Source organism: Enterobacter sp. kpr-6, from assembly GCF_900116015.1.
Classification (GTDB): domain Bacteria; phylum Pseudomonadota; class Gammaproteobacteria; order Enterobacterales; family Enterobacteriaceae; genus Enterobacter_D.
Map to the genome: position 1 here is coordinate 119,098 of NZ_FOYH01000001.1, position 26,007 is coordinate 145,104.

Consider the following 26,007-nt stretch of genomic DNA (forward strand, 5'->3'; position numbering starts at 1 on the left):
TATTGGCTTACGTGGTCGGGCGTTCTTTAAGCGGGAAGCGCTGACGCACCAGCACAAAAAACAGCGGCACAAAATAAATCGCCAGAATGGTAGCTGAAATCATCCCACCCATCACGCCGGTGCCCACCGCATGCTGGCTGGCAGAACCCGCGCCGCTGCTGGTCGCCATCGGCAATACGCCAAACACAAACGCCAGCGAGGTCATCAGAATAGGGCGCAAGCGCTGGCGGCAGGCAAACAGCGTCGCTGAGAGGAGATCCTGCCCTTTGGCATTCATCTCATTAGCAAACTCGACGATCAGAATGGCGTTCTTCGCCGACAGGCCGATAACCGTCAGCAGGCCCACCTGGAAATAAACATCGTTTTCCAGCCCGCGCATCCAGGTGGCGAGCAGGGCACCAATCACCCCAAGCGGCACGACCAGCATGACGGAGAACGGCACCGACCAGCTCTCATACAGGGCGGCAAGGCATAAAAACACCACCAGCAGCGAGACGGCGTACAGCGCCGGAGCCTGCGCACCGGAGAGCCGCTCCTGATAAGACATTGCTGTCCATTCCAGACCAAATCCGCCGGGCAACTGGCTGACCAGATTTTCCATCACGTCCATCGCCGTACCGGTACTCACGCCGGGGGCGGCCTCACCAACAATTTCCAGCGCCGAATAGCCGTTGTAGCGCTCCAGGCGCGGTGAACCCGTTTCCCAGCGCGAAGTAGCAAAGGCGGAGAAGGGCACCATGCTGCCGGCGTTATTACGCACGTACCACAGATTAATGTCCTGCGGCAGCATGCGGTATTTCGCGGCGGCCTGTACATAGACCTTTTTCACGCGGCCCCGATCCATGAAATCGTTCACGTAGCTGGAGCCCCAGGCGGTTTGCAGGGTGTCATTAATATCTTCAATCGACACGCCCAGCGCCTGCGCTTTGCGCTGATCGATATCGACCTGCAACTGCGGGCTGTCATCAAGCCCGTTGTGACGCACGCGGGTAAGCTGTTTGTTGTCAGCGGCCATTTCCAGCAGCCTGTCGCGCGCCGCCATCAGCGCGTCATGTCCGGCTCCCGCATGATCCTGCAACTCCATATCAAAGCCCGCCGAACTGCCCAGCCCGCTGATGGCAGGCGGACTGCTGGCGAACACCCGCGCTTCATTGATCTTCGCAAAGGCTTTGGTCGCCCGCTCGATAATGGCAAACGAGCTACCGGTGGAGGGATCGCGTTCTTCCCAGTCTTTCAGTCGCACAAACATGCGCGCCACGTTTTGCCCGTTCCCGCCGGGGCCAGAACCGATGGTGGCAAACACTGAAGTGACGGTTTCTTTTTCGTGCGTGAAGAAATAGTCTTCGACTTTCTGCACCACTTTTAGCGTCTGCTGCTGCGTTGAGCCGCTCGGGAGCTGCACGGAAGTGGTAAACATCCCGCGGTCTTCCTGCGGTAAAAACGAGGTCGGCAGGCGTAAAAACAGGAACACCATGCCGCCGAGCAGCAGGCCGTAAATCAGCATCCAGCGGACGCTGCGATGGAGGATCTTCGCCACGGCGGATTCATAGCGATCCGCATTGCGGTTAAACATGCGGTTAAACCAGCCAAAGAACCCTTTCTGCCCGTGGTGCTCACCTTTGTTGAGCGGCTTAAGCAGCGTGGCGCACAGGGCGGGCGTGAGGATCAGCGCGACCAGCACCGACAGCACCATGGCTGCCACAATCGTTATCGAGAACTGGCGATAAATCGCCCCGGTCGTGCCGCCAAAAAACGCCATCGGGACAAACACCGCCGACAGCACCATGGCGATACCCACCAGCGCGCCCTGGATCTGACCCATCGATTTACGCGTCGCGTCGCGCGGAGAAAGCCCTTCCTCCGACATAATGCGCTCGACGTTTTCCACTACCACAATGGCGTCATCCACCAGCAGGCCAATCGCCAGCACCATGGCAAACATAGTCAGGGTGTTAATGCTGTAGCCAAAACTGTAGAGCACCGCAAAGGTGCCAAACAGCACCACCGGCACGGCGATGGTCGGGATGAGCGTGGCGCGGAAGTTTTGCAAAAACAGGTACATCACCAGGAACACCAGCGCGATGGCCTCGATCAGCGTTTTCACCACATCAATAATCGACGCCTTCACAAAGGAGGTGGTTTCGTAGGCGACTTTGTACTCAAGGCCATGCGGGAAATAGTTCGCCAGCTCGTTCAGGCGGGCGATGACAAGTTTAGAGGTTTCCATCTCATTCGCGCCGGAGGCCAGTTTCACCCCCAGACCTGAGGCGGCCTTGCCGTTAAACCGGCTGAGATAGTCATATTTCTCTGCGCCCATTTCGATCTCTGCCACATCGCCCAGCCGTACTTCCGAGCCATCCTGATTGACCCGTAAAGTAATATCGCGGAACTGCTCGGGCGTTTGCAGCAGTGACTGAGAATTAATGGTGGCGTTGAGCGCCTGGTTATCAACAGAAGGTGTGCCGCCGAGTTGCCCGACAGCGATCTGCGCGTTCTGGGCTTCAATGGCGTCGGTGACATCGCCAGCGGTAAGCTGAACGCTGTTCAGCTTCGCCGGATCGAGCCAGATGCGCATCGAATACTGTGAACCGTAGGCGTCAATATCACCGACGCCGTTCACGCGGCTTAACGGATCCTGAATATTACTGGCAACGTAGTCGGCGATATCCTGCTTATCCATTGAGCCATCGGTAGAAACAAAAGCGATGGTCAGGATGTTGGTATCCCCGGTTTTACGCACCGTCACGCCCTGATTTTGCACTGCCTGGGGCAGTTTACGCAGCGCGGACTGCAACTGGTTTTGCACCTGCTGCACCGCTTCGTCGGGGTCAGTACCGGCTTTAAAATTGAGCGTAACCGACGCCTGGCCGGTGCTGCTGCTTTGCGAGGTCATGTACATCAGATTATCGAGGCCGGTCATATTCTGCTCGATGATCTGGGTGACGGTATTTTCCAGCGTTTGTGCAGAAGCGCCAGGATAGTTGGCGGAAATACGGACGTTAGGTGGGGCGAGATCGGGATATTGTTCAACCGGTAGCGAAACGATCGCCAGGGTTCCGGTCAGGCATAACAGGATTGCCAGCACCCAGGCAAAAATGGGGCGATCAATAAAGAAATTCGCCATCAGGAATACGACCTCATTTGCTTTTCATTTTTTTCGACATTGCTCACCACAATGTAGCGGTATAAGGCTCACTAAACGTGGAGAAAAAAAGGAGAAAGTGTAAATTATCGTGCTCAATCAACGTATAACTTTGCAATTGTGCTGCATGCACAGTCGCGCCGGGTTCTCTTTACGTCTGGTGACGCCATACCTGCTCCGGCGAATAAAACTGGAAGGTGACCCGCGTGCCGCCACCCTGTGGCTGCGAAAAGGTTAAGGTGCCGCCCAGTCGCTCCGCGCGTTCGCGCATAATATTCAGCCCGTAGTGGCCTTCCGGCTCTTCATCGCTGGTCATGCCTTTGCCGTTATCACGGATCTGCACCGTGTGCTGGCCGTCCGGGGCGGTCACGCAGCTTACGGTGATGTCGCGCGCCTGGGCGTGTTTAATGGCGTTAATCACCGCTTCACGCACGATCTGTAACAGATGCATTTGCTGCTGGGCGTCAAGGGCGAGGGCGGGCAAACGACAGTCCAGGGTGATGCGGGCGGAGGTCTGGCCCTGAAGTAAATCGAGCGTTTCCCGCAGTGCGGAGGGCAGATCCGTTTGCGAAAGGGTCATGCGGAAGGTGCCGAGCAGTTCACGTAGCTGACGGTACGCATCGTTCAGCGCGCGGGAAAAATCATCAATAATGGTCTGCGCCGGGGTGTTTTCCGCCGGTACCGCGCGCTTGAGCAGGGCCAGTTGAATGCGCAAATAGGAGAGCACCTGCGCCAGCGAATCATGCAGTTCACGGGCGATGGTGGCGCGCTCTTCCATTAACAGCAGTTGCTGATAGTGTTTCTGCGCCTGATTAAAGTACAGCCCGCGCCCAAGAATAGTCGCGACGTTGCGCATCAACTGCCCGGATGAGGTATCCGTACTCTGCCAGCGCAATTCGCCCAGTTCCGTTTCCTGCATCCCCACGGTCTGTGCGTTGATCTGCACATCCGGCTGTAGCTTGCCCTCTTTTAAACTCCAGTTATCACCGACGTTAAGCTCCAGGTAACTGGCAGCTTCATGCTTGCGGGCGATTTGCAAAATATGGCGGAAACACTGGATATCAATCTGGCTGGTGTTCAGCGCCTGCGAGCACTGGTACAGCACCTCAAGGCGACGATGCGCTTCGTGCAGATCCTGCGTTTTTTCCGCAACCGTGGCTTCCAGTGACGTGTAGAGCTTACGCAACTCCCCGGCCATCTGGTTAAAGGTCACGGTCAGTTGCCCCAGTTCGTTATCGAGCTGTGAGTCCGGCAGCGGGACATCAAAATTCCCCTGCTGCATATGCTGGCTGGCAATCATCAGTTCTTTTAACGGATTGACCACCCGCAGACGGATGCGGCGCAGGGTAAAGAACACAAGCGTAAAAATACCAATCACGCCGAGCAGCGAAATCACCACCACCATCAGCATCTTAAATTCGGCATGGTGCTGGAGGGCGAGCACAAAGCGGTCGATTTTATCCACATAGCCGCTGATATTGTTTTGATACCAGTTGATATCGCCCTCTGCGAGGTGGCGGTCCATCTCCTGCCAGGTGACATGAAGTTCGGCGTAGTGGGATTTTACTGCGTCAGGCACATAGCCGCGGTTGATGTTTTGCAGCACCGGGGCATTCAGCGTTTGCTGATAAAGGGCGCGATGAGCACTGAGATCGGGCGACTGGCGGAGTAAATCATAGCCCAGGCGATAGCTCTGCATCCGCAGGGAACCCGCGATATTAATGGCTTCGGCATCGCGCAGGCTGCTGGCGAGCGTCATCAGCGCCACACCGGTTGAGAGTAGCGAGAGCAGGACAATACAGAAAAAAGCCCTTGCGAGGCTTGCCGAAACAGGACGCTTCACTCTCACAGATGGGATCCCTGAAGGTTCAGTGATTGAGAAAACCAGCACCAATAACCGGGTTTATTAGAGCAGAAAAGCAGTCGGGCATGAATCCTTTTATTCGGCCGTCCGACGGCCAGAAAAGGGAAGGTAAAACATCCGTCAGACTCAGGCGCTAACGCGGTGATATCGTTACAATTATTAAGAATAAATCTTTAAGAGCTTGATTTTAATGGGGTTAAAAACGTGCATTTTAAATAAATCTATCCGATAAATCCGATTGAGGATGTGTGCCCGGGTGACGAAGATACGCATGTTTGCAATGTGCATATTTTCCCTGGGGTTGTACCGTTCATGCGTTATCGCGTTCTGATGCTTTTCTTTTCTGGCCTGCTTGCGGCGTTTTCGTCGTTGGCTGCGCCCGGCCAACAATCTTTTTCTGACTGGCAGGTGACCTGCAACAATCAGAATTTTTGCGTGGCGCGTAACACCGGTGAGCATCAGGGGCTGGTATTAACGCTGGCGCGCAGTGCGGGCGCGCGTACCGACGCGACGCTGCGTATCGATCTGGGCGGTCTTGAAACGCCGTCTGCCTCCGTCCCGCCGATTGCCCCCAGATTGTTGCTTGACGATAAACCCCTGGTGCTTGATGTCGCGCACTGGAATCTCTCTCCGTGGCATTTAGTCACCGATAATGGCTCCGCGATTAACGACTTTTTGCAAACCATTCAGAATGCCCAGGCCATTACTTTAGAAGATGGCGAAGGCACGATTTCGCTGGTGGGCTTAAAAGCGGCGCTGCTGTTTATCGACGCCCAGCAAAAGCGCGGCGGGAGTGAAACTGCCTGGATCAATAAAGGCGGCAGTCCGCCGCTCAGCGTTCCGCCTGCACCGCCATTAAAAGAGGTGGCGCTGGTCAACCCGACGCCCACGCCGCTGACGCGTGAAGAACTTAACGATCTGCTGGATTACGGTAGCTGGCGGATGAACAACACCCAGTGTTCGCTCGATCCGGCCCGCCGCGAAGTGCGCGTAACGGCATTAACGGATGATAAAGCGCTGCTGATGATTGGCTGCGAAGCCGGGGCCTATAACACCGTCGATCTGGCCTGGCTGGTGTCACGTAAAAAGCCGTATGCCTCGCGGGTGGTGAAACTGCAATTGCCTTTTACACCGGGCAGCGGCAATGAAGAAATGGAATTGATGAATGCGGGATTTGATGCGAAAACCCGCGAACTGACCACGCTTGCGAAAGGTCGCGGATTAACGGACTGCGGCATCCAGACGCGCTGGCGGTTTAACGGCCAGCGTTTTCGCCTGGTGCGTTATGCGGAAGAACCGAGCTGTGATAACTGGCATGGGCCAGATGCCTGGCCCACACTGTGGATCACACGTTAAGCACTTTTTTGGCTTTGGCGACCACGTTCTCGACGGTAAAGCCGAAGTACGGGAACAGCTTATCGGCCGGCGCGGATTCACCGTAGCCGGTCATCCCCACAATGGCCCCTTTCAGGCCGACATACTTGTACCAGTAATCGGCAATGCCCGCTTCCACCGCAACGCGGGCGGCGATATCTGACGGCAGAACCGATTCCCGGTACGCCTCATCCTGCGCATCGAAAATATCCGTTGATGGCAGCGACACCACGCGCACTTTGTGGCCTTCTTCAGTCAGTTTCTCAGCCGCTTTAACGGTGATTTCCATTTCCGACCCGGTGGCGATCAGGATCACATCCGGCGTGCCGTCGGCATCTTTTAAGATATAACCGCCGCGCGCGATGGCTTTCACCTGCTCAGGCGTGCGGTCCATCTGCGCCAGATTCTGACGGGAGAGGATCAGCGCGGTCGGGCCTTTATGCCGCTCAATTGCCAGTTTCCAGCCCACTGCCGCTTCGACCTGATCGCACGGACGCCAGGTGCTGAAATTCGGCGTCAGACGCAGACTGGCAAGCTGTTCCACCGCCTGGTGCGTCGGGCCATCTTCGCCCAGACCGATGGAGTCATGCGTATACACCATGATCTGCCGGGCTTTCATCAGCGCGGCCATACGCGCGGCGTTACGCGCATACTCCACAAACATCAGGAAGGTGGCGGTGTACGGCACAAAACCGCCGTGGTGGGCGATACCGTTGGCAATCGCCGTCATGCCGAATTCACGCACGCCGTAGTGAATGTAATTCCCGGCGGCGTCCTCTTTCAGCGACGTCGAGCCAGACCAGATGGTCAGGTTACTGGGGGCCAGATCCGCAGAACCGCCGAGCAGTTCCGGCAAGGCCGGACCGTACTGGTTCAGGGCGTTTTGCGAGGCTTTGCGGGTGGCGATTTTCGCCGGTTCCGCCTGCAATTTTTCGATATAAGACTGGGTAAGCTGCTCCCACTCTTCCGGCAGGCCACCGCTCATGCGGCGGGTAAATTCAGCGGCCAGTTCCGGGTGCGCTTTTTCATACGCGGCATACTTTTCTTTCCACGATTGCTGGGCTTTTTCGCCCTCTTCGCGGGCATCCCACGCCTGATAAATCTCTTTCGGGATTTCAAATGCCGGGTATTTCCAGCCCAGTTTCTGACGGGTCAGGGCGACTTCTTCCTCACCCAGCGCCGCACCGTGCGCTTCTTCTTTACCGGATTTGTTCGGTGAGCCAAAGCCGATGACCGTGCGGCAGATAATCAGCGACGGTTTATCTTTTACGCTCTGGGCTTCAATGATCGCTTTTTTGATCGCTTCCGGGTCGTGCCCGTCAATCTCGTGCACCACGTGCCAGTGGTAGGCTTCAAAGCGTTTAGCGGTATCGTCGGTGAACCAGCCTTCGGTTTCACCATCGATGGAGATGCCGTTATGGTCGTAGAAGCCGATCAGCTTGCCCAGTCCCAGCGTGCCCGCCAGCGAGCAGACTTCGTGGGAAATCCCTTCCATCAGACAGCCATCGCCCATAAAGACGTAGGTGAAGTGGTCGACGATCTCGTGATCCGGCTGGTTAAACTGCGCGGCGAGAGTTTTCTCCGCAATCGCCAGACCTACAGCGTTCGCCAGCCCCTGGCCCAGCGGCCCGGTCGTGGTTTCAACGCCCGGCGTGTAGCCAATTTCCGGGTGTCCCGGCGTTTTAGAGTGCAACTGACGGAAGTTTTTTAACTCTTCAATCGGCAGATCGTAGCCGGAAAGGTGCAGCAGGCTGTAGAGCAGCATTGACGCGTGACCGTTGGAGAGAATAAAGCGGTCGCGGTCATACCACGTCGGGTCGGTCGGATTGTGTTTGAGAAAATCGTTCCATAATACTTCGGCAATATCGGCCATGCCCATCGGCGCGCCCGGATGACCGGAATTTGCTTTTTGTACCGCATCCATACTGAGGGCGCGAATGGCATTGGCAAGCTCTTTACGAGACATAGTTCACTCCATGGCAAAAGTTACAGTTTAGCGGCGAGCAGATCTTCAAGTTTGCGCTGATCAACGGCGAACAGGCGGATGCCATCGGCGAGTTTGTCCACGGCCATCGGATCCTGATTATGTTCCCAGCGGAATTGCGCTTCGGTCAGCTTTTCCTGACGCTGGAAGGTTTGTGACGAGGGCACCAGTTTGCGCTCGACCGTGCCTTCTTTTTCCTGCATTTCTTTGAGCAGCGCCGGGGAGATGGTCAGGCGGTCGCAGCCTGCCAGCGCCAGGATTTGCTCCAGACGGCGGAAACTTGCGCCCATCACGATGGTTTCATAGCGGTTACGCTTGTAGTAATCGTAGATATTGCGCACGGATTTTACGCCCGGATCTTCGTCCACTACATAGGGTTCCATCGGCTTGCGGTCGTTGTACCAGTCGTAAATACGGCCGACAAACGGCGAGATCAAATACACACCCGCTTCGGCACAGGCGCGTGCCTGGGCAAAGGAGAAGAGCAGGGTGAGGTTACATTTGATGCCCTCTTTTTCCAGCTCTTCTGCGGCGCGAATGCCTTCCCAGGTGGAGGCGAGTTTGATCAGAATGCGCGATTTATCAACACCCTGCTCCTGATAGAGTTCTACCAGGCGGCGGGCTTTGGCGATGCTTTTTTCTTTATCGAAAGAGAGGCGGGCGTCAACTTCCGTTGAAACACGGCCAGGGATGCTTTTCAGAATTTCTGCACCGATATTGACCGCCAGTTTGTCACTGGCTTCTGCCACTTGCTGTTCCTGAGTGCTGCCGCGCGATTTGCCGTAAGCCAGCGCGTCGTCTACCAGATGGGAGAAGTGATCCAGCGCGGCGGCCTTCAGCAGCAGGGAAGGGTTGGTGGTGGCGTCTTCCGGCTGATAGTGACGAATCGACTCAATATCACCGCTGTCGGCAACCACGGTAGTGAATTGTTTAATGCCGTCTAAATAGTTCATTCTCAATTCTCCTTAAAAGCAATCACTTACGTGAGTGTGTTCAGTCACACTTTTGTGAAGCGGTTCACGTGCCTAACAAAAAAGCATAGCAGACGGACACCGGCTTGCTGGCAAAAGGGACGTAACAGGGTTGTTATAAATTGATAACAAATTTGCTTTTGGATTGATGAGAGTATGGCAGCGTTCAAAGTTTATCGATCGCCAGAAGGGGATACTGGGCGGTGCATCAGGATAGCTATCACGCTTCTACCCTACTAACGATACGTGAAAGGATCATTAAAATGGATGACCAGTTAAAACAAAGTGCTCTTGATTTCCACGAGTTCCCGATCCCGGGAAAAATTCAGGTTTCCCCCACCAAACCGCTGGCAACGCAGCGTGACCTGGCGCTGGCCTACTCGCCAGGCGTGGCTGCACCCTGCCTTGAAATCGAAAAAGATCCGCTGGCAGCGTACAAATATACCGCGCGCGGCAATCTGGTGGCGGTGATCTCTAACGGTACTGCGGTGCTGGGGCTGGGTAATATCGGCGCGCTGGCAGGCAAACCGGTGATGGAAGGCAAGGGCGTACTGTTTAAAAAATTCGCCGGGATTGACGTGTTTGACATTGAAGTGGATGAGCACGATCCCGACAAACTGATTGACGTAGTGGCCGCGCTGGAACCGACGTTCGGCGGCATCAACCTGGAAGACATCAAAGCGCCGGAGTGCTTCTACATAGAAACCAAACTGCGCGAGCGGATGAACATTCCGGTGTTCCACGACGATCAGCACGGCACGGCGATCATCAGCACGGCAGCGATTTTAAACGGCCTGCGGGTGGTGGAGAAAAATCTCTCCGACGTGCGCATGGTGGTGTCCGGCGCGGGCGCGGCGGCCATCGCCTGTATGAACCTGCTGGTGGCGCTCGGTATGCAGAAGCACAACATCGTGGTCTGCGACTCGAAAGGGGTGATCTATAAAGGTCGCGAGCCAAACATGGCGGAAACCAAAGCCGCCTACGCGGTGGACGACAACGGCAAGCGCACGCTGGCTGATGTGGTGCAGGATGCCGATATTTTCCTCGGCTGCTCAGGACCTGGGGTGCTAACGCCGGAGATGGTGAAAGAGATGGCGCGTCAGCCGCTGATCCTCGCACTGGCCAACCCGGAACCGGAAATTCTGCCGCCGCTGGCGAAAGCGGTGCGCCCGGATGCGATCATCTGTACCGGCCGTTCCGATTACCCGAATCAGGTCAACAACGTGCTCTGCTTCCCGTTCATCTTCCGTGGCGCGCTGGACGTGGGCGCAACCGCCATCAACGAAGAAATGAAACTGGCGGCGGTTCACGCTATCGCTGAACTGGCCCACGCGGAGCAAAGCGAAGTGGTGGCATCGGCCTATGGCGATCAGGATCTGAGCTTCGGCCCGGAATACCTGATCCCGAAACCCTTCGATCCGCGTCTGATTGTGAAGATCGCGCCTGCCGTGGCGAAGGCGGCGATGGACTCCGGCGTGGCGACGCGCCCTATCCAGGATTTTGACGCTTACATCGATAAGCTGACCGAGTTCGTCTACAAAACCAATCTGTTCATGAAGCCGATTTTCTCCCAGGCGCGCACCAGCCCGAAACGCGTGGTGCTGGCAGAAGGTGAGGAAGCGCGGGTGCTGCACGCCACGCAGGAACTGATTACCCTGGGGCTGGCGAAGCCGATTCTGATTGGTCGTCCGGGCGTCATTGAGATGCGCATTCAGAAACTTGGGCTGCAAATCAGGCCGGGCGTGGATTTTGAGATCGTTAACAACGAATCCGATCCACGCTTTAAAGAGTACTGGAATGAGTATTACCAGATCATGAAGCGCCGGGGCATTACCCAGGAGCAGGCGCAGCGGGCGGTGATCAGTAACAGTACGGTGATCGGTGCGATCATGGTGCAGCGTGGTGAAGCCGATGCGCTGATCTGCGGGACCATCGGCGATTACCATGAGCATTTCAGCGTGGTAAGAGATCTGTTTGGCTATCGTGACGGCGTGCAGACGGCGGGCGCAATGAACGCGCTGCTGCTGCCAAGCGGCAACACCTTCATCACCGACACCTACGTTAACGACGATCCGACGCCGGAACAGCTCTCTGAAATCGCGCTGATGGCGGCAGAAACCGTGCGTCGCTTTGGTATCGAACCCCGCGTGGCGCTGCTGTCGCACTCGAACTTTGGCTCATCCAATTCCCCGGCGGCCTGCAAAATGCGCCAGACGCTGGCGCTGATCCGCGAGCGTGCCCCGGATTTGATGATCGACGGCGAGATGCACGGCGATGCCGCGCTGGTGGAAAGCATTCGCAACGAGCGCATGCCCGACAGCCCGCTGAAAGGCTCAGCCAATATACTGGTGATGCCGAACGTTGAGGCGGCGCGGATTAGTTACAACTTACTCCGAGTTTCCAGTTCTGAAGGCGTGACTGTCGGACCGGTGCTGATGGGCGTGGCGAAGCCAGTGCATGTGTTAACACCAATTGCGTCGGTACGCAGGATTGTGAATATGGTGGCGCTGGCGGTGGTAGAGGCGCAGACGCAGCCGCTGTGAGTGTTGGGGGTTTTTACCCTCACCCTAACCCTCTCCCTCAGGGAGAGGGGACAGATCGAGCGCAAACTGAACACGGACTTGCCTTTCTCCCTCTCCCTAAGGGAGAGGGCCGGGGTGAGGGGACAAACTGAGCGCGGACTCGCCTTTCTCCCTCTCCCTAAACTGAGCACGGACTCGCTTTTCTCCCTCTCCCTGAGGGAGAGGGCCGGGGTGAGGGGGAATTAAACCCACTCCCTTACCCGAATAAACTCACTCAACGCAGCCTCCGGGCTGCCTTCTTCCGGCTGGTAGTTATACTCCCACGCCACTTTCGGCGGCATCGACATTAAAATCGATTCCGTGCGCCCGCCGGTTTGCAGGCCGAACAGCGTGCCCCGGTCCCACACCAGATTAAACTCCACGTAACGGCCCCGGCGGTAGAGCTGGAAATCCCGCTCGCGCTCGCCAAAAGCCATCGCTTTTCGCCGCCTGACAATCGGCAGATACGCATCCGTGTAGCCTTCGCCCACTGCCTGCATAAACGCGAAGCAGTGCTCAAAATCGGGCGTGTTGAGATCGTCAAAAAACAGTCCGCCGATGCCGCGCTGCTCGTTACGGTGCTTCAGGAAGAAGTACTCGTCGCACCACTTTTTATAACGCGGGTAAACGTCTTCACCAAAAGGCTGGCACAGATCCCGCGCGGTACGGTGCCAGTGAATGGCGTCCTCTTCGAACCCGTAAAACGGCGTCAGATCGAACCCGCCGCCAAACCACCAGACCGGGTCCGCGCCCGGTTTTTCCGCAATGAAAAAACGCACGTTGGCGTGGCTGGTCGGCACATAAGGGTTATGCGGATGCACCACCAGCGAGACGCCCATGGCTTCAAAGCTGCGTCCGGCAAGTTCCGGGCGGTGCGCGGTGGCGGAAGCGGGCATCGCCGCGCCATAGACGTGAGAGAAGTTAACGCCCGCCTGCTCAAAGACGCCGCCATTACGCAACACATGGGTGCGACCGCCGCCGCCTGCGTCGCGCTGCCAGTTGTCTTCTGTAAACGGGGTGCCATCCACAGCGGACAGCCGCTGGCAGATGTCATCCTGAAGCGTCAGCAGAAAGGCTTTCACCAGGCTGGCGTCGGGTTTGGTCATTAACGTTTTCTCGCATGTGCTTTCTGGTTATCAAACCAGTTGAAATAACTCACTACGCCTGAAGCAATCGCGCTGGCAATTTTCTGGCGAAACGCCGTGGTGCCTAACAGCTTTTCTTCCGCCGGGTTGGTGATGAACGAGGTTTCGACCAGCACCGAGGGCACAGAAGGCGATTTTAATACCACAAACGCCGCCTGCTCGGTGTGCTTACTGTGCAACCGGTGGACGGGCTTAATCTGCTTCAGGATATGTGAGCCGAGCGTCAGGCTGTTTTTGATGGTGTCCGTCTGCACCAGATCGAACAGCACCTGTTGCAGGAGATGATCTTTATCGGTGGTCTTTTTTCCGGCGACCTCATCGGCGCGGTTTTCCCGGTCGGAGAGGTATTTCGCCATGGCGCTACTGGCCCCGCGATTCGATAGCGCGAACACGGAAGCCCCGGCGGCGCTGGGATTAGTAAAGCCGTCAGCGTGGATCGACATAAACAGATCCGCGCCGTGCTGGTGGGCAATCTCCACGCGATCGTATAACGGGATGAAAGTATCGCCCGAGCGCGTCAGACGGGCATCTATCCCCTGGCTGCGCAAAAGCGAACGCACGTTTTTGGCAATCGCCAGCACCACGTGCTTTTCTTTAGAACCGTTGCGGCCAATCGCGCCGGTATCAATCCCGCCGTGGCCGGGATCGAGCACAACAACGTACTTTGCCCCCCGCTTTTTAGCTTTGGGTTTACTGTGGCCGTTAGCAGTTTTTAACGGGGCTTCTTCCTTTGCGATGGCTTTCGACATGCCGGAGAGGGTCAACGCAGCAAGACCAGCTTTCAGTACCTGACGACGCGACGTTAGTGTTTTTAATGGTTTGAATGTGCTCATACGGCCTGAAGTATAAAAAATGAATCCCTGGTGTTATAGCGTATCGTGTTATCCGTTGCGACAATCCTTGTTAAGAATTGTTTTACTTTTCATTTCAATACATGACAAGCCGTATTATGGCATTTTTTCGTGCTGATTTCGTCGGATATTGGCTTCAACGGCACTTCACGCCATAATCAACGTTTTAAGCCAATGGGGTAGGTCATATCATGGAGATTCGCGTATTTCGCCAGGCAGATTTCGAGGAAGTCATCACCCTGTGGGAGCGCTGTGAACTCCTGCGCCCCTGGAACGATCCAGAAATGGATATCGAGCGTAAGGTTAATCACGATGTCAGCCTGTTTCTGGTGGCTGAAGTCAACGGTGAAGTGGTGGGAACGGTAATGGGCGGTTATGACGGCCATCGCGGTTCTGCTTATTATCTGGGCGTGCATCCGGAATATCGCGGACGCGGTATTGCCAATGCTTTACTTAATCGCCTTGAGAAAAAGCTTATTGCCCGCGGCTGCCCGAAAATTCAGATTATGGTGCGGGAAGATAATGATGTGGTGCTCGGCATGTATGAACGTCTGGGCTATGAACATTCGGACGTGCTGAATCTGGGTAAGCGCCTGATCGAAGATGAAGAGTACTGAGTTTTTTCCCTCTGATTTTGACCACCACGGGCGGCTGCGGCTGCCGTTTTTGTTCTGGTGCCTGCTGCTGCTTCAGGCGCGGACCTGGGTGCTGTTTATTATTGCCGGATCGTCACGGGAGCAGGGGGCGTCGCTGTTAACGCTGTTCTATCCCGATCACGATAACTTCTGGCTCGGTCTTATCCCCGGTATCCCGGCGGTGCTGGCCTTTATTTTTAGCGGTCGCCGCCAGCAATTTCCGCGCGGGTGGCGCGTATTGCGTAGCCTGTTAATCAGCGCCCAGACGATCTTATTACTCTGGCAGCCGCTGTTATGGTTCACGGGAGAGAGCCTCACCGGCATTGGGCTTACGCTGCTGATGGCTGACCTGTTTGCGCTGTGGTGGCTGCTCACTAACCGCCGTCTGCGCGCCTGCTTTCGTGCCGACACAGAATGAGACGGGCACTTTTTGCCGTTCCTGCACTCCAACTGGCGTTGAATTAATTAAGAAGGAAGTCTTCATGAAATCGCTGCGTTTACTCTTATGCGTTCTGCCCCTGGCGCTGACCGGTTGCTCCACGCTCTCGTCGGTGAACTGGTCGGCGGCAAATCCCATGAGCTGGTTTGGCTCATCAACAGAAGTGACGGAAGAGGGCGTTGGCGGCCTGACGGCGGAAACGGCCCTGGAAGAAGCGGCGATCAACGATGCCCTCGACGGCGAATATCGTCTGCGCAGCGGCATGAAAACCGCTAACGGTGCCGTCGTTCGCTATTACGAAGCGCTGAAAGACGACAAAGTCGCGCTGGTCATTAACGGGGAAGAGGGCAAAGTCAGCCGCGTCGACGTGATGGACCGTGACATTACTACCGCAACAGGTGAGGAGATCGGCCTGCCATTCAGCGATCTCTACGACAAAGCCTACGGCAACTGTGAAAAAGCCACTGGTGATGACAATAACGGCGTGATCTGTAAAGCGAAGGGCAGCCAGCATATCAGCTATCTGTTTACCGGCGAATGGAGCGGCCCGGAAGGATTAATGCCTGCCGACGACGCCCTGAAAACCTGGACGCTGAGCAAAATTATCTGGCGTCGTTAATTTGCCTGGGATCATCCAGTCTGCGAAAAAAAGCGGGTACAATGCGCCCATCAATGCCACGGTTGCGTGGCATCTTTTTTTCAGGAGAACGTATGTCCCAGAGTCAGAGCGGCATCTTGCCAGAACACTGCCGTGCGGCGATTTGGATCGAAGCGAATGTGAAGGGCGACGTTAACGCCCTGCGCGAAGGCAGCAAAATTTTCGCCGATAAACTGGCGACCTTCCAGGCGGCATTACCGGAGGCGAATCTCGGTGCAGTTGTCGCCTTTGGTCATACGACCTGGCGCGCGCTGAGTGGCGGTGTCGGGGCGCAGGAACTGAAAGATTTCGTTCCTTACGGCAAAGGCCTGGCTCCGGCCACGCAGTACGACGTGCTGATCCATATTCTTTCCTTACGTCATGACGTGAACTTTTCCGTTGCGCAGGCCGCACTGGAAGCCTTTGGCGATGCGCTGGAGGTCAAAGATGAAGTGCACGGTTTCCGCTGGGTGGAAGATCGCGATCTCAGCGGCTTTGTGGACGGCACCGAAAACCCGGCGGGCGTAGAGAAACGCACCGACGTGGCCGTGATTAAAGAGGGTGAAGACGCGGGTGGCAGCTACGTGTTTGTCCAGCGCTGGGAGCACAACCTCAAGCAGCTTAACCGCATGAGCGTGCACGATCAGGAGATGATGATTGGCCGCACCAAAGTCGCCAACGAAGAGATTGACGGTGATGACCGTCCGGTAACGTCCCACCTCTCGCGTGTTGATCTGAAAGAAGACGGCAAGGGGTTGAAGATTGTGCGCCAGAGCCTGCCGTACGGCACGGCGAGCGGCACCCATGGCCTCTATTTCTGCGCCTACTGCGCACGACTGTATAACATCGAACAGCAACTGCTGAGTATGTTCGGCGATACCGACGGCAAGCGCGACGCTATGCTGCGTTTCACCCGCCCGGTGACCGGCGGGTATTATTTTGCGCCGTCGCTTGAGCGGTTGCTGGCGCTGTAACGCTCTCACCCTCACCCCGGCCCTCTCCCTGAGGGAGAGGGGGAAAAGTGGGTGAACCCTCTCCCTGAGGGAGAGGGGGAAGGGCAAGTCTGCGCTCGATCCGTTCCCTCTCCCTCAGGGAGAGGGTTAGGGTGAGGGTCCCCCTCACACTTATTCCCTTTTCAACTTGCAAATCACCAAACGGTATATAAAACCGTTACTCCTTTCGTACTGCTTATAAATAAACTGTGTGCTGATCGTCATCACAACTATAAGGGTGCGCAATGGCCGTTAAATTACTGAAAAAAGGATATCTGACGCTGGCAGCATCCGTGTTGCTGGTGGCGCAGGCGCAGGCAACTGAACTGCTCAACAGCTCATATGATGTGTCCCGCGAGCTGTTCGCCGCCCTGAATACGCCCTTTGAGCAACAATGGGCGAAAGATAACGGTGGCGACAAACTGACTATCAAGCAGTCCCATGCGGGCTCCTCGAAGCAGGCGCTGGCGATTTTGCAGGGGCTGAAAGCCGATGTGGTGACCTATAACCAGGTGACAGACGTGCAGATCCTGCATGACAAAGGCAAGCTGATCCCGGCTGACTGGCAGAGCCGTCTGCCGAATAACAGCTCGCCATTCTATTCCACCATGGCGTTCCTGGTGCGTAAGGGCAACCCGAAGAATATCCATGAATGGAACGATCTGGTACGCAGCGACGTAAAGCTGATTTTCCCGAATCCAAAAACCTCCGGTAACGCGCGCTATACCTATCTCGCGGCCTGGGGTGCAGCTGATAAAGCCGACGGCGGCGATAAAGCCAAAACCGAACAGTTCATGACTCAGTTTTTGAAAAACGTCGAAGTGTTTGATACCGGCGGCCGCGGTGCGACTACCACCTTTGTTGAGCGCGGTCTGGGCGATGTGCTGATCACCTTTGAATCCGAAGTGAACAACATCCGCAAGCAGTATGAAGCGCAGGGCTTCGAAGTGGTGGTGCCGAAGGTGAACATTCTCGCCGAGTTCCCGGTCGCATGGGTGGACAAAAACGTGAAAGCCAACGGCACGGAAAAAGCTGCCAAAGCCTATCTGAACTGGCTCTACAGCCCGCAGGCGCAGACCATCATTACTGACTACTACTACCGCGTGAACAACCCGCAGGTGATGGAAAAGCTGAAAGACAAATTCCCGCAGACCGAACTGTTCCGCGTGGAAGATAAGTTTGGTAGCTGGCCTGAGGTGATGAAAACCCACTTCACCAGCGGCGGCGAACTGGACAAGCTGCTGGCGGCGGGGCGTAGCTAATGTTTGCTCTGACCACCAAACGGGTGCTGCCAGGCTTTACCTTAAGCCTCGGCACCAGTTTGCTGTTTGTCTGCCTGATTTTATTACTGCCGCTGAGCGCGCTGGTCATGCAGCTTTCCGAAATGAGCTGGGCGCAGTACTGGGAAGTTGTGACCAATCCACAGGTGGTGGCGGCTTATAAAGTCACGCTGCTGTCGGCGTTCGTGGCCTCGATTTTCAACGGCGTGTTTGGCCTGCTGATGGCGTGGATCCTCACGCGCTATCGTTTTCCGGGCCGCACGCTGTTAGACGCGCTGATGGATTTACCCTTCGCGCTGCCGACCGCAGTAGCCGGCCTGACCCTGGCATCGCTCTTTTCGGTGAACGGCTTTTACGGTCAATGGCTGGCGCAGTTCGATATTAAAGTCACCTACACCTGGCTTGGCATCGCCGTGGCGATGGCCTTCACCAGCATCCCGTTTGTGGTGCGTACCGTGCAGCCGGTGCTGGAAGAGTTAGGCCCGGAATATGAAGAAGCTGCCGAAACGCTGGGCGCAACGCGTCTGCAAAGTTTCTGGAAGGTGGTAATGCCGGAACTCTCCCCGGCGCTGCTGGCGGGCGTGGCGCTGTCGTTTACCCGCAGCCTCGGTGAATTTGGCGCGGTGATTTTTATCGCCGGGAACATCGCCTGGAAAACAGAAGTAACCTCGCTGATGATTTTTGTGCGCCTCCAGGAATTTGATTACCCGGCGGCAAGCGCGATTGCATCGGTGATCCTCGCGGCCTCGCTGCTCCTGCTGTTTTCTATCAATACATTGCAAAGTCGCTTTGGTCGACGTGTGGTAGGTCACTGATGGCGGACGTAACGCAATTGAATCGCTATGACAGGCCCCGGATTAACTGGGGTAAATGGGCTCTTATCGCCACCGGGATGGTGCTTTCGGCACTGATTCTGGTGGTGCCGATGGTTTATATCTTCGTGCAGGCGTTCAGCAAAGGCCTGATGCCGGTGCTGCAAAACCTCGCCGATCCGGACATGCTTCACGCCATCTGGCTGACGGTGTTGATCGCGCTGATCACCGTGCCGGTAAACCTGGTGTTTGGCACTCTGCTGGCTTGGCTGGTGACGCGCTTTGATTTCCGTGGCCGCCAGTTGCTGCTGACCCTGCTGGATATTCCGTTTGCCGTCTCGCCGGTGGTGGCGGGACTGGTGTATCTGCTGTTTTACGGCTCTAACGGCCCGCTCGGTGGCTGGCTGGATGAGCACAATCTTCAGGTGATGTTCGCCTGGCCCGGTATGGTGCTGGTGACGATTTTCGTGACCTGTCCGTTTGTGGTGCGCGAACTGGTGCCGGTGATGTTAAGTCAGGGCAGCCATGAAGACGAAGCCGCGATTTTGCTCGGCGCGTCGGGCTGGCAGATGTTCAGGCGCGTCACGCTGCCAAATATCCGCTGGGCGCTGCTCTACGGCGTGGTGCTGACCAATGCCCGTGCCATCGGTGAGTTTGGTGCCGTGTCGGTGGTGTCTGGCTCGATTCGCGGCGAAACGCTGTCGCTGCCGTTACAGATAGAATTGCTGGAGCAGGATTACAACACGGTCGGCTCGTTTACCGCTGCCGCCCTGCTGACGTTAATGGCTATTTTGACCCTGTTTTTAAAGAGTGGGTTGCAGTGGCGTTTGCACAATCAAGAGAAACGCGCGCAACAGGAGGGAAATCATGAGCATTGAGATTGCCAATATTAAGAAGTCATTTGGTCGCACCCAGGTGCTGAATGATATCTCGCTGGATATTCCTTCCGGTCAAATGGTGGCGCTGCTGGGGCCGTCCGGCTCCGGGAAAACCACGCTGCTGCGCATTATTGCCGGGCTTGAACATCAGTCGAGCGGGCGCATTCGCTTCCAGGGCACTGACGTCAGCCGCCTGCATGCGCGCGATCGTAAAGTGGGTTTCGTGTTTCAGCATTACGCGCTGTTCCGCCATATGACGGTGTTCGACAACATCGCTTTTGGCCTGACGGTGCTGCCGCGTCGTGAGCGTCCGAACGCCGCCGCGATTAAAGCCAAAGTTACCAAACTGCTGGAGATGGTGCAGCTCGCTCATCTGGCGGATCGCTATCCGGCGCAGTTGTCCGGCGGGCAGAAACAGCGTGTGGCGCTGGCCCGTGCGCTGGCACCCGACCCGCAGATTTTGCTGCTCGACGAACCCTTCGGCGCGCTGGATGCGCAGGTGCGTAAAGAGTTGCGCCGCTGGCTGCGTCAGTTACACGAAGAGCTGAAGTTTACCAGCGTGTTCGTGACTCACGATCAGGAAGAGGCGATGGAAGTGGCCGACCGCGTGGTGGTCATGAGCCAGGGGAATATTGAGCAGGTGGATGTGCCGGAACAGGTCTGGCGCGAACCGGCCACCCGCTTTGTGCTGGAATTTATGGGCGAAGTCAATCGCCTGAAGGGTACCATTCGTGGCGGACAGTTCCACGTCGGTGCACACCGCTGGCCGCTGGGGTACACCCCGGCGCATCAGGGCGAGGTCGATCTGTTCCTGCGTCCGTGGGAAGTGGACATCAGCCGCCGCACCAGCCTCGATTCACCGCTGCCGGTGCAGGTGCTGGAAGCCAGTCCGAAGGGTCACTTTACTCAACTAGTGGTGCAGCCGCTGGGCTGGTACGACGAACCGCTGGCGGTAGTCCTGCGCGGCGATGATGCGCCAGCGCGCGGCGAGCGTCTGTTTGTCGGCCTGCAAAATGCCCGCTTATATCATGGCGATCAACGCATCGAAACGCGCGATGAGGAGCTTGCTCTCACTCAGAGCGCCTGATAGGTTAAAGGACTGGTTTTTGCCGGGTGGCTTTTCGCCAGCCCGGCCTACAACATACTCTCTGTAGGCCCGGTCAGCGTAACGCAGCCGGGCTTTTTATTGGATTGCGTTTGTGAACACATTAGAACACACCATCGGTAATACTCCTCTGGTCAAACTCCAGCGCATGGGGCCAGAAAACGGCAGTGAAATCTGGGTCAAACTCGAAGGCAATAATCCTGCGGGATCGGTAAAAGATCGCGCCGCGCTCTCGATGATCGTTGAGGCGGAAAAGCGCGGGGAAATCAAACCCGGCGATGCGCTGATCGAAGCGACCAGCGGCAATACCGGCATTGCGTTAGCGATGATCGCGGCGCTTAAAGGTTATCGCATGAAGCTTTTAATGCCGGACAACATGAGTCAGGAACGCCGGGCTGCGATGCGGGCCTATGGCGCGGAACTCATTCTGGTCACCAAAGAGCAGGGAATGGAAGGCGCGCGCGATCTGGCGCTATCGATGGCGGAGCGCGGCGAAGGAAAGCTGCTCGACCAGTTTAATAATCCCGATAATCCCTATGCACACTACACCACCACCGGGCCGGAAATCTGGCAGCAAACCGGCGGTCGGCTCACCCATTTTGTTTCCAGCATGGGCACCACCGGCACCATTACCGGGGTGTCGCGTTTTTTGCGCGAGCAGCCGAAAGCGGTGACCATTGTGGGCCTGCAACCGGAAGAGGGGAGCAGCATTCCGGGCATCCGTCGCTGGCCTGCGGAATATATGCCGGGGATCTTCAACGCCACGCTGGTGGATGAGGTGCTGGATATTCATCAGCGCGAGGCGGAGAATACCATGCGCGAGCTGGCCGTCCGTGAAGGCATTTTCTGCGGCGTCAGCTCCGGCGGCGCGGTCGCGGGTGCACTGCGCGTGGCGCGGGCGACGCCGGGCGCGGTTGTCGTGGCAATCATTTGCGACCGGGGCGACCGGTATCTCTCCACCGGCGTGTTCGGTGAGGAAAGTTATTCTCAGGGTGCGGGTATTTAAGGAGGCTGTGATGGACATGGTGTTGTTCAATGATAAAAGCAGAGCGATGCAGGCGGATATTGTCGCCGTGCAGTCGCAGGTGGTGTATGGCAGCGTGGGGAACAGCATCGGCGTGCCGACCATCAAACGTCATAATCTCAATGTGATTGCCGTCCCCACGGTGTTGCTCAGCAATACGCCGCATTACGACACTTTTTACGGCGGGGTGATCCCAACCGAATGGTTCAGCGGCTATTTGCAGGCGTTAACCGAGCGCGAGGCGCTGCGTCAGGTGCGGGCGGTTACCACGGGCTATATGGGTAACGGTGAGCAGATTGCACTGCTGGCAGGCTGGCTGAAGACGCTGAAAGCGCAGCACCCGGAACTGCTTATCCTGGTCGACCCGGTGATAGGCGACACGGACAGCGGGATCTACGTGAAACCTGAACTGCCGGAAGCCTATCGTCAGCATCTGCTGCCGCTGGCGCAGGGGCTGACGCCGAATGTGTTTGAGCTGGAAGTGCTCAGCGGTAAATCCTGTCACACGCTGAATGAAGCGGTTGAGGCGGCAAAATCGCTGCTCTCCGATACGCTGAAATGGATTGTCATTACCAGTGCCCCCGGTCAGACGGCAGAGACGATCAACGTTGCGGTGGTTACCGCGGAAAGCGTGGACGTGATTGAACACCCGCGTGTGAAAACGGATTTAAAAGGAACGGGCGATCTTTTCTGCGCCGAGCTGGTGAGCGGGCTGGTGAAAGGCAATGCGCTCGCGACCGCAACGCGCAATGCCGCAGAGCGCGTACTGGAAGTGATGAGCTGGACGCAGCAATGTGGCTGTGATGAATTGATTCTGCCGCCAACTGGCCGTATAGATTAAGCCCGACAGACGAAAAATTTTGTAGTGATAACAGGGATCCCCCCGCTAAGGAGAAACAATGAAGGCGACAACAACTCTACATTATATTTATGACCCGCTTTGCGGATGGTGCTACGGCGCTGCGCCGCTGGTGGATGCGGCGCAAACGGTCCCGGATTTATCCATCGCGCTGCACGCGGGAGGCATGTTAACAGGCAGCAACCGTCGGAAGATTGATGCGCACTGGCGGGAGCATGTCGTTAAATCGGATACCCGTATTGCAGCCATGACCGGGCAACTTTTTGGCGACGCCTATATCAACGGTCTGCTGCTGGATACGTCCGCTATCATGGATTCAGCGCCACCTACCAGCGCGATTTTGGCGGCGGAAAATCTGGCGGGCGCGGGCCTTGCGATGCTGCATCGTATTCAGACCGCGCATTATCAGCACGGACTGCGCGTTGCGGATCTGCCCGTGCTTGAGAAGCTGGCAGCGGATATGGTTCTGGATGCTGTCGCATTTAGCGAAGAAATGAAAACGGTCAACAATGGGGCGTTGCAGACGCACATTACTCAGAGTCGAATGTTACTTGCCCGCGTTAACGGTTCAGGATTTCCCACTTTCGTGCTGGAAGATCGTCATGGGAAATACCATGTTCTTCAGGCCGGGCACTATCTGGGAAATGTTGATGCGTGGAAAAAGACGCTACAGGACTTTTTGACTGCTAAATGAGATGCATAAAAAACCCGGAAATGCAGAACATTTCCGGGTTTTACAACAACGTTAACCGTCCGAATTACTTCTTGATGCGGATAACCGGGGTTTCACCCACAGTCACGCTACCAGACAGTTTGATCAGTTCTTTGATTTCGTCCATGTTGGAGATAACAACCGGCGTCAGGGTAGACTTGGCTTTTTCTTCCAGCAACGGCAGGTCGAATTCGATGACCGGATCGCCAACTTTCACACGCTGGCCTTCTTCGGCGATGCGTTTGAAACCTTCGCCTTTCAGTTCAACGGTATCAATACCGAAGTGAACGAACAGCTCAATGCCGCTATCGGATTCGATAGAGAAAGCATGGTTGGTTTCAAAGATTTTGCCAATGGTGCCGTCTACAGGCGCAACCATTTTGTTGCCGGTTGGTTTGATAGCAATGCCGTCACCAACAATTTTCTCAGCAAACACGACATCTGGCACATCTTCAATATTGACGATCTCGCCAGACAGCGGAGCAATAATCTCAATGGTTCCGGTATCTTTCTTATCGTCAGAAACCAGAGATTTCAGTTTATCGAACAAACCCATGATCTTCTCCTAAGCAGTAATTTGGGCCGCATCTCGTGGATTAGCAGATTGTTTTTTCTTCAATGAACTTGTTAACCAGCGTCATTAACTCGTCCGTTGTCGGTTGAGCAAGAGCCTGCTCTGCTAATACCTTCGCATCTTCGAAGTTCGTGTTACGAATAATCTTCTTAATGCGCGGGATAGAAATGGCACTCATACTGAATTCATCCAGACCCATCCCCAGCAACAGAAGTGTAGCACGTTCATCGCCTGCAAGCTCACCACACATACCAGTCCATTTGCCTTCTGCATGAGAAGCATCAATGACTTGTTTAATAAGTGTGAGAACAGACGGTGACATCGGCTGGTAAAGATGTGAAATCATATCATTACCACGGTCAACTGCCAGCGTATACTGCGTTAAATCATTTGTACCAATACTAAAGAAATCAACTTCCTTCGCAAGATGACGCGCAATTGTCGCGGCGGCAGGTGTTTCTACCATCACGCCAACTTCAATGCTCTCGTCAAAGGCTTTACCTTCGTCACGCAGCTCTTGCTTGTAGATTTCGATCTCTTTTTTCAGCACGCGCACTTCTTCCACGGAGATGATCATCGGGAACATGATGCGCAGTTTGCCGAACGCAGAGGCACGCAGGATGGCGCGAACCTGGTCACGCAGGATCTCTTTACGATCCATCGCGATACGCACGGCACGCCAGCCCAGGAACGGGTTTTCTTCTTTCGGGAAGTTCATGTACGGCAGCTCTTTGTCGCCGCCAATGTCCATGGTGCGGACGATAACCGCTTGTGAGCCACAGGCTTCAGCAACGGCTTTGTACGCCTGGAACTGCTCTTCTTCAGTCGGCAGAGAGTCGCGATCCATGAACAGGAATTCGGTACGGTACAGGCCAACACCTTCAGCGCCATTGCGCTCTGCGCCGTCAACGTCACGCACGGTGCCGATGTTTGCACAGACTTCAACCTGGTGACCATCCAGCGTGATGGCCGGCAGATCTTTGAGCTTCGCCAGTTCGGCTTTCTCTTCTGCGACCTGAGCCTGTACGTTACGCAGGGTTTCGATCTCTTCGTTAGTCGGGTTAACGTAAACTTTGTTGTTAACCGCATCAAGGATCAGATAGTCGTCGTTTTTCACCTGAGAGGTGATGCTGCCGGTACCCACAATCGCAGGCAGTTCAAGCGAACGCGCCATAATGGAAGTGTGAGAGGTACGGCCGCCAACATCGGTGATGAAGCCCAGCACCTTGTTCAGGTTCAGCTGTGCGGTTTCAGACGGGGTTAAATCCGCTGCAACCAGGATAACTTCATCTTTGATGGAGCTTAAATCAATGATTGCCAGACCCAGGATGTTGCGCAGCAGGCGCTTACCGATGTCACGCACGTCAGCCGCACGTTCTTTGAGGTATTCATCATCCAGCTCTTCGAGAGCAGTGGCCTGACCTTCGATAACTTCATGGGCCGCAGCGTCGGCGGTCATGTGCTTATCTTTAATCAGGGCTATGATTTCCTGCTCCAGCTCCTCATCTTCGAGCAACATAATGTGGCCTTCGAAGATGGCTTCTTTTTCTTCACCGAAAGTTTCGCCAGCTTTAGTCTTAATGGCTTCCAGTTGCGCTGATGCCTTGGCACGACCGCTCAGAAAACGCTCAACTTCCTGATCAACCTTGTCGGCAGAAATTTTTTTCCGGTCAATGACGATTTCGTCTTCCTTCAGCAACAGTGCCTTGCCGAAAGCGATACCCGGGGATGCTAAAATGCCTGAAATCATAACCCTACCTTACTTGTGACTGATTTTAAAAAGAACCGCGAACTTACTCGAGTTCTGCCATCAGTTTAACCAGATGCTCAACTGCTTTTTGCTCGTCTTCACCTTCAGCGGACAGGGTTACAACGGTGCCCTGAGTCAGGCCCAGAGTTTGCAGTTTGAACAGGCTTTTTGCGCTCGCGCTTTTGCCGTTGGAAGTCACAGTGATTTCAGATGTGAAGCCTTTCGCTTCTTTAACAAACTGAGCAGCAGGGCGGGTGTGCAGACCGTTCGGAGCGGTAATGGTAACTTCTTGCTGGAACATTGTATTTCCCCAACTTATAGGTTTAGTGTTGTGGAACTAAAGTCTAGCCTGGCGGCTTCACTTTAGCCTGTATTGTTAGCACCGGCGGTAACGGAACGTGGCGCAGAAGCCTGTATA

Annotated in this window: 22 protein-coding genes; 13 read left to right on the top strand and 9 right to left on the bottom strand. The window is 55.8% G+C overall.

What is annotated here, in order from left to right:
* Positions 1–7: 7 nt before the first annotated feature.
* Positions 8–3,124 carry a multidrug efflux RND transporter permease AcrD gene (gene acrD, locus BM373_RS00550; RefSeq protein ID WP_090458234.1) on the bottom strand — a complete coding sequence of 1,039 codons (3,117 nt, stop codon included), beginning with the start codon at positions 3,122–3,124 and terminating at the stop codon, positions 8–10.
* Between the two features lie 169 nt (positions 3,125–3,293).
* Positions 3,294–4,991 (bottom strand): nitrate/nitrite two-component system sensor histidine kinase NarQ, encoded by a 1,698-nt coding sequence (gene narQ, locus BM373_RS00555; protein ID WP_090458236.1) that lies wholly within the window; start codon positions 4,989–4,991, stop codon positions 3,294–3,296.
* Positions 4,992–5,318: 327 nt separating this feature from the next.
* Here narQ and BM373_RS00560 point away from each other — a divergent pair, with 327 nt between their 5' ends.
* A complete protein-coding gene (locus tag BM373_RS00560; protein WP_090458238.1) occupies positions 5,319–6,362 on the top strand; it encodes a DUF1176 domain-containing protein in 1,044 nt (347 codons plus the stop codon).
* Here the strand turns inward: BM373_RS00560 and tkt are convergent.
* On the bottom strand, positions 6,352–8,346 hold the full coding sequence (gene tkt / locus BM373_RS00565; protein ID WP_090458240.1) for a transketolase: 1,995 nt from the start codon (positions 8,344–8,346) through the stop codon (positions 6,352–6,354). The genes BM373_RS00560 and tkt overlap by 11 nt on opposite strands.
* A gap of 20 nt (positions 8,347–8,366) precedes the next feature.
* Positions 8,367–9,317 carry a transaldolase gene (gene tal, locus BM373_RS00570; RefSeq protein ID WP_090458242.1) on the bottom strand — a complete coding sequence of 317 codons (951 nt, stop codon included), beginning with the start codon at positions 9,315–9,317 and terminating at the stop codon, positions 8,367–8,369.
* Between the two features lie 281 nt (positions 9,318–9,598).
* Here tal and maeB point away from each other — a divergent pair, with 281 nt between their 5' ends.
* On the top strand, positions 9,599–11,878 hold the full coding sequence (gene maeB / locus BM373_RS00575) for an NADP-dependent oxaloacetate-decarboxylating malate dehydrogenase (protein ID WP_090458244.1): 2,280 nt from the start codon (positions 9,599–9,601) through the stop codon (positions 11,876–11,878).
* Positions 11,879–12,099: 221 nt separating this feature from the next.
* Here maeB and hemF read toward each other — a convergent pair whose 3' ends face one another.
* Both hemF and amiA read right to left on the bottom strand, forming a co-directional pair.
* Positions 12,100–13,002: an oxygen-dependent coproporphyrinogen oxidase gene (gene hemF / locus BM373_RS00585; protein WP_090458250.1), complete on the bottom strand. Its 903-nt coding sequence runs from the start codon at positions 13,000–13,002 to the stop codon at positions 12,100–12,102.
* On the bottom strand, positions 13,002–13,874 hold the full coding sequence (gene amiA / locus BM373_RS00590) for an N-acetylmuramoyl-L-alanine amidase AmiA (protein ID WP_090458253.1): 873 nt from the start codon (positions 13,872–13,874) through the stop codon (positions 13,002–13,004). The genes hemF and amiA overlap by 1 nt, the downstream gene beginning before the upstream one ends.
* 209 nt (positions 13,875–14,083) lie before the next feature.
* Between amiA and BM373_RS00595 the strand changes: the two genes are divergently transcribed.
* From BM373_RS00595 to BM373_RS00645, 11 genes are all read left to right on the top strand, one after another.
* Positions 14,084–14,509 (top strand): GNAT family acetyltransferase, encoded by a 426-nt coding sequence (locus BM373_RS00595; protein WP_090458256.1) that lies wholly within the window; start codon positions 14,084–14,086, stop codon positions 14,507–14,509.
* Positions 14,496–14,945 carry a DUF2919 domain-containing protein gene (locus tag BM373_RS00600; RefSeq protein ID WP_090458258.1) on the top strand — a complete coding sequence of 150 codons (450 nt, stop codon included), beginning with the start codon at positions 14,496–14,498 and terminating at the stop codon, positions 14,943–14,945. The genes BM373_RS00595 and BM373_RS00600 overlap by 14 nt, the downstream gene beginning before the upstream one ends.
* Positions 14,946–15,009: 64 nt before the next feature.
* Positions 15,010–15,585, top strand: a complete 576-nt coding sequence (locus BM373_RS00605; RefSeq protein WP_090458260.1) for an RpoE-regulated lipoprotein — start codon at positions 15,010–15,012, stop codon at positions 15,583–15,585.
* Positions 15,586–15,677: 92 nt separating this feature from the next.
* The gene (locus BM373_RS00610; protein WP_090458262.1) at positions 15,678–16,577 is read left to right on the top strand and encodes a Dyp-type peroxidase; all 900 of its coding nucleotides are present in this window, start codon (positions 15,678–15,680) and stop codon (positions 16,575–16,577) included.
* Between the two features lie 263 nt (positions 16,578–16,840).
* Complete coding sequence (locus tag BM373_RS00615) at positions 16,841–17,857, top strand: sulfate ABC transporter substrate-binding protein (protein WP_090458264.1); 1,017 nt, start codon at positions 16,841–16,843, stop codon at positions 17,855–17,857.
* The gene (cysT, locus tag BM373_RS00620; RefSeq protein WP_090458267.1) at positions 17,857–18,690 is read left to right on the top strand and encodes a sulfate/thiosulfate ABC transporter permease CysT; all 834 of its coding nucleotides are present in this window, start codon (positions 17,857–17,859) and stop codon (positions 18,688–18,690) included. The genes BM373_RS00615 and cysT overlap by 1 nt, the downstream gene beginning before the upstream one ends.
* Positions 18,690–19,565: a sulfate/thiosulfate ABC transporter permease CysW gene (gene cysW / locus BM373_RS00625; protein ID WP_090458269.1), complete on the top strand. Its 876-nt coding sequence runs from the start codon at positions 18,690–18,692 to the stop codon at positions 19,563–19,565. The genes cysT and cysW overlap by 1 nt, the downstream gene beginning before the upstream one ends.
* Positions 19,555–20,652: a sulfate/thiosulfate ABC transporter ATP-binding protein CysA gene (cysA, locus tag BM373_RS00630; RefSeq protein ID WP_090458272.1), complete on the top strand. Its 1,098-nt coding sequence runs from the start codon at positions 19,555–19,557 to the stop codon at positions 20,650–20,652. The genes cysW and cysA overlap by 11 nt, the downstream gene beginning before the upstream one ends.
* Positions 20,653–20,764: 112 nt before the next feature.
* Positions 20,765–21,676, top strand: a complete 912-nt coding sequence (cysM, locus tag BM373_RS00635) for a cysteine synthase CysM (protein WP_090458274.1) — start codon at positions 20,765–20,767, stop codon at positions 21,674–21,676.
* Positions 21,677–21,686: 10 nt separating this feature from the next.
* Entirely contained in the window at positions 21,687–22,535 is an 849-nt protein-coding gene (pdxK, locus tag BM373_RS00640; RefSeq protein WP_090458276.1) for a pyridoxine/pyridoxal/pyridoxamine kinase, read from the top strand.
* Positions 22,536–22,593: 58 nt separating this feature from the next.
* Positions 22,594–23,247, top strand: coding sequence for a DsbA family protein (locus tag BM373_RS00645; protein ID WP_090458279.1), 654 nt, complete (start codon positions 22,594–22,596; stop codon positions 23,245–23,247).
* A 64-nt stretch (positions 23,248–23,311) separates the two neighbouring features.
* Here the strand turns inward: BM373_RS00645 and crr are convergent, their stop codons facing one another.
* Genes crr through ptsH form a run of 3 tightly spaced genes read right to left on the bottom strand, consistent with a single transcriptional unit; the run spans position 23,312 to position 25,890 of the window.
* Entirely contained in the window at positions 23,312–23,821 is a 510-nt protein-coding gene (gene crr, locus BM373_RS00650; protein ID WP_008803873.1) for a PTS glucose transporter subunit IIA, read from the bottom strand.
* 40 nt (positions 23,822–23,861) lie between these two features.
* Positions 23,862–25,589, bottom strand: a complete 1,728-nt coding sequence (gene ptsI / locus BM373_RS00655) for a phosphoenolpyruvate-protein phosphotransferase PtsI (RefSeq protein WP_090458281.1) — start codon at positions 25,587–25,589, stop codon at positions 23,862–23,864.
* Positions 25,590–25,632: 43 nt separating this feature from the next.
* Complete coding sequence (gene ptsH, locus BM373_RS00660) at positions 25,633–25,890, bottom strand: phosphocarrier protein Hpr (protein WP_002913505.1); 258 nt, start codon at positions 25,888–25,890, stop codon at positions 25,633–25,635.
* Between the last annotated feature and the right edge of the window lie 117 nt (positions 25,891–26,007).

Excerpts from the sequence above, each read along its gene's own strand:
- acrD (WP_090458234.1), bottom strand. The coding sequence starts at position 3,124 with ATGGCGAATTTCTTTATTGATCGCCCCATTTTTGCCTGGGTGCTGGCA.
- BM373_RS00560 (WP_090458238.1), top strand. The coding sequence starts at position 5,319 with ATGCGTTATCGCGTTCTGATGCTTTTCTTTTCTGGCCTGCTTGCGGCG.
- tkt (WP_090458240.1), bottom strand. The coding sequence starts at position 8,346 with ATGTCTCGTAAAGAGCTTGCCAATGCCATTCGCGCCCTCAGTATGGAT.
- tal (WP_090458242.1), bottom strand. The coding sequence starts at position 9,317 with ATGAACTATTTAGACGGCATTAAACAATTCACTACCGTGGTTGCCGAC.
- maeB (WP_090458244.1), top strand. The coding sequence starts at position 9,599 with ATGGATGACCAGTTAAAACAAAGTGCTCTTGATTTCCACGAGTTCCCG.
- hemF (WP_090458250.1), bottom strand. The coding sequence starts at position 13,002 with ATGACCAAACCCGACGCCAGCCTGGTGAAAGCCTTTCTGCTGACGCTT.
- amiA (WP_090458253.1), bottom strand. The coding sequence starts at position 13,874 with ATGAGCACATTCAAACCATTAAAAACACTAACGTCGCGTCGTCAGGTA.
- BM373_RS00595 (WP_090458256.1), top strand. The coding sequence starts at position 14,084 with ATGGAGATTCGCGTATTTCGCCAGGCAGATTTCGAGGAAGTCATCACC.
- BM373_RS00600 (WP_090458258.1), top strand. The coding sequence starts at position 14,496 with ATGAAGAGTACTGAGTTTTTTCCCTCTGATTTTGACCACCACGGGCGG.
- BM373_RS00605 (WP_090458260.1), top strand. The coding sequence starts at position 15,010 with ATGAAATCGCTGCGTTTACTCTTATGCGTTCTGCCCCTGGCGCTGACC.
- BM373_RS00610 (WP_090458262.1), top strand. The coding sequence starts at position 15,678 with ATGTCCCAGAGTCAGAGCGGCATCTTGCCAGAACACTGCCGTGCGGCG.
- BM373_RS00615 (WP_090458264.1), top strand. The coding sequence starts at position 16,841 with ATGGCCGTTAAATTACTGAAAAAAGGATATCTGACGCTGGCAGCATCC.
- cysT (WP_090458267.1), top strand. The coding sequence starts at position 17,857 with ATGTTTGCTCTGACCACCAAACGGGTGCTGCCAGGCTTTACCTTAAGC.
- cysW (WP_090458269.1), top strand. The coding sequence starts at position 18,690 with ATGGCGGACGTAACGCAATTGAATCGCTATGACAGGCCCCGGATTAAC.
- cysA (WP_090458272.1), top strand. The coding sequence starts at position 19,555 with ATGAGCATTGAGATTGCCAATATTAAGAAGTCATTTGGTCGCACCCAG.
- pdxK (WP_090458276.1), top strand. The coding sequence starts at position 21,687 with ATGGACATGGTGTTGTTCAATGATAAAAGCAGAGCGATGCAGGCGGAT.
- BM373_RS00645 (WP_090458279.1), top strand. The coding sequence starts at position 22,594 with ATGAAGGCGACAACAACTCTACATTATATTTATGACCCGCTTTGCGGA.
- crr (WP_008803873.1), bottom strand. The coding sequence starts at position 23,821 with ATGGGTTTGTTCGATAAACTGAAATCTCTGGTTTCTGACGATAAGAAA.
- ptsI (WP_090458281.1), bottom strand. The coding sequence starts at position 25,589 with ATGATTTCAGGCATTTTAGCATCCCCGGGTATCGCTTTCGGCAAGGCA.
- ptsH (WP_002913505.1), bottom strand. The coding sequence starts at position 25,890 with ATGTTCCAGCAAGAAGTTACCATTACCGCTCCGAACGGTCTGCACACC.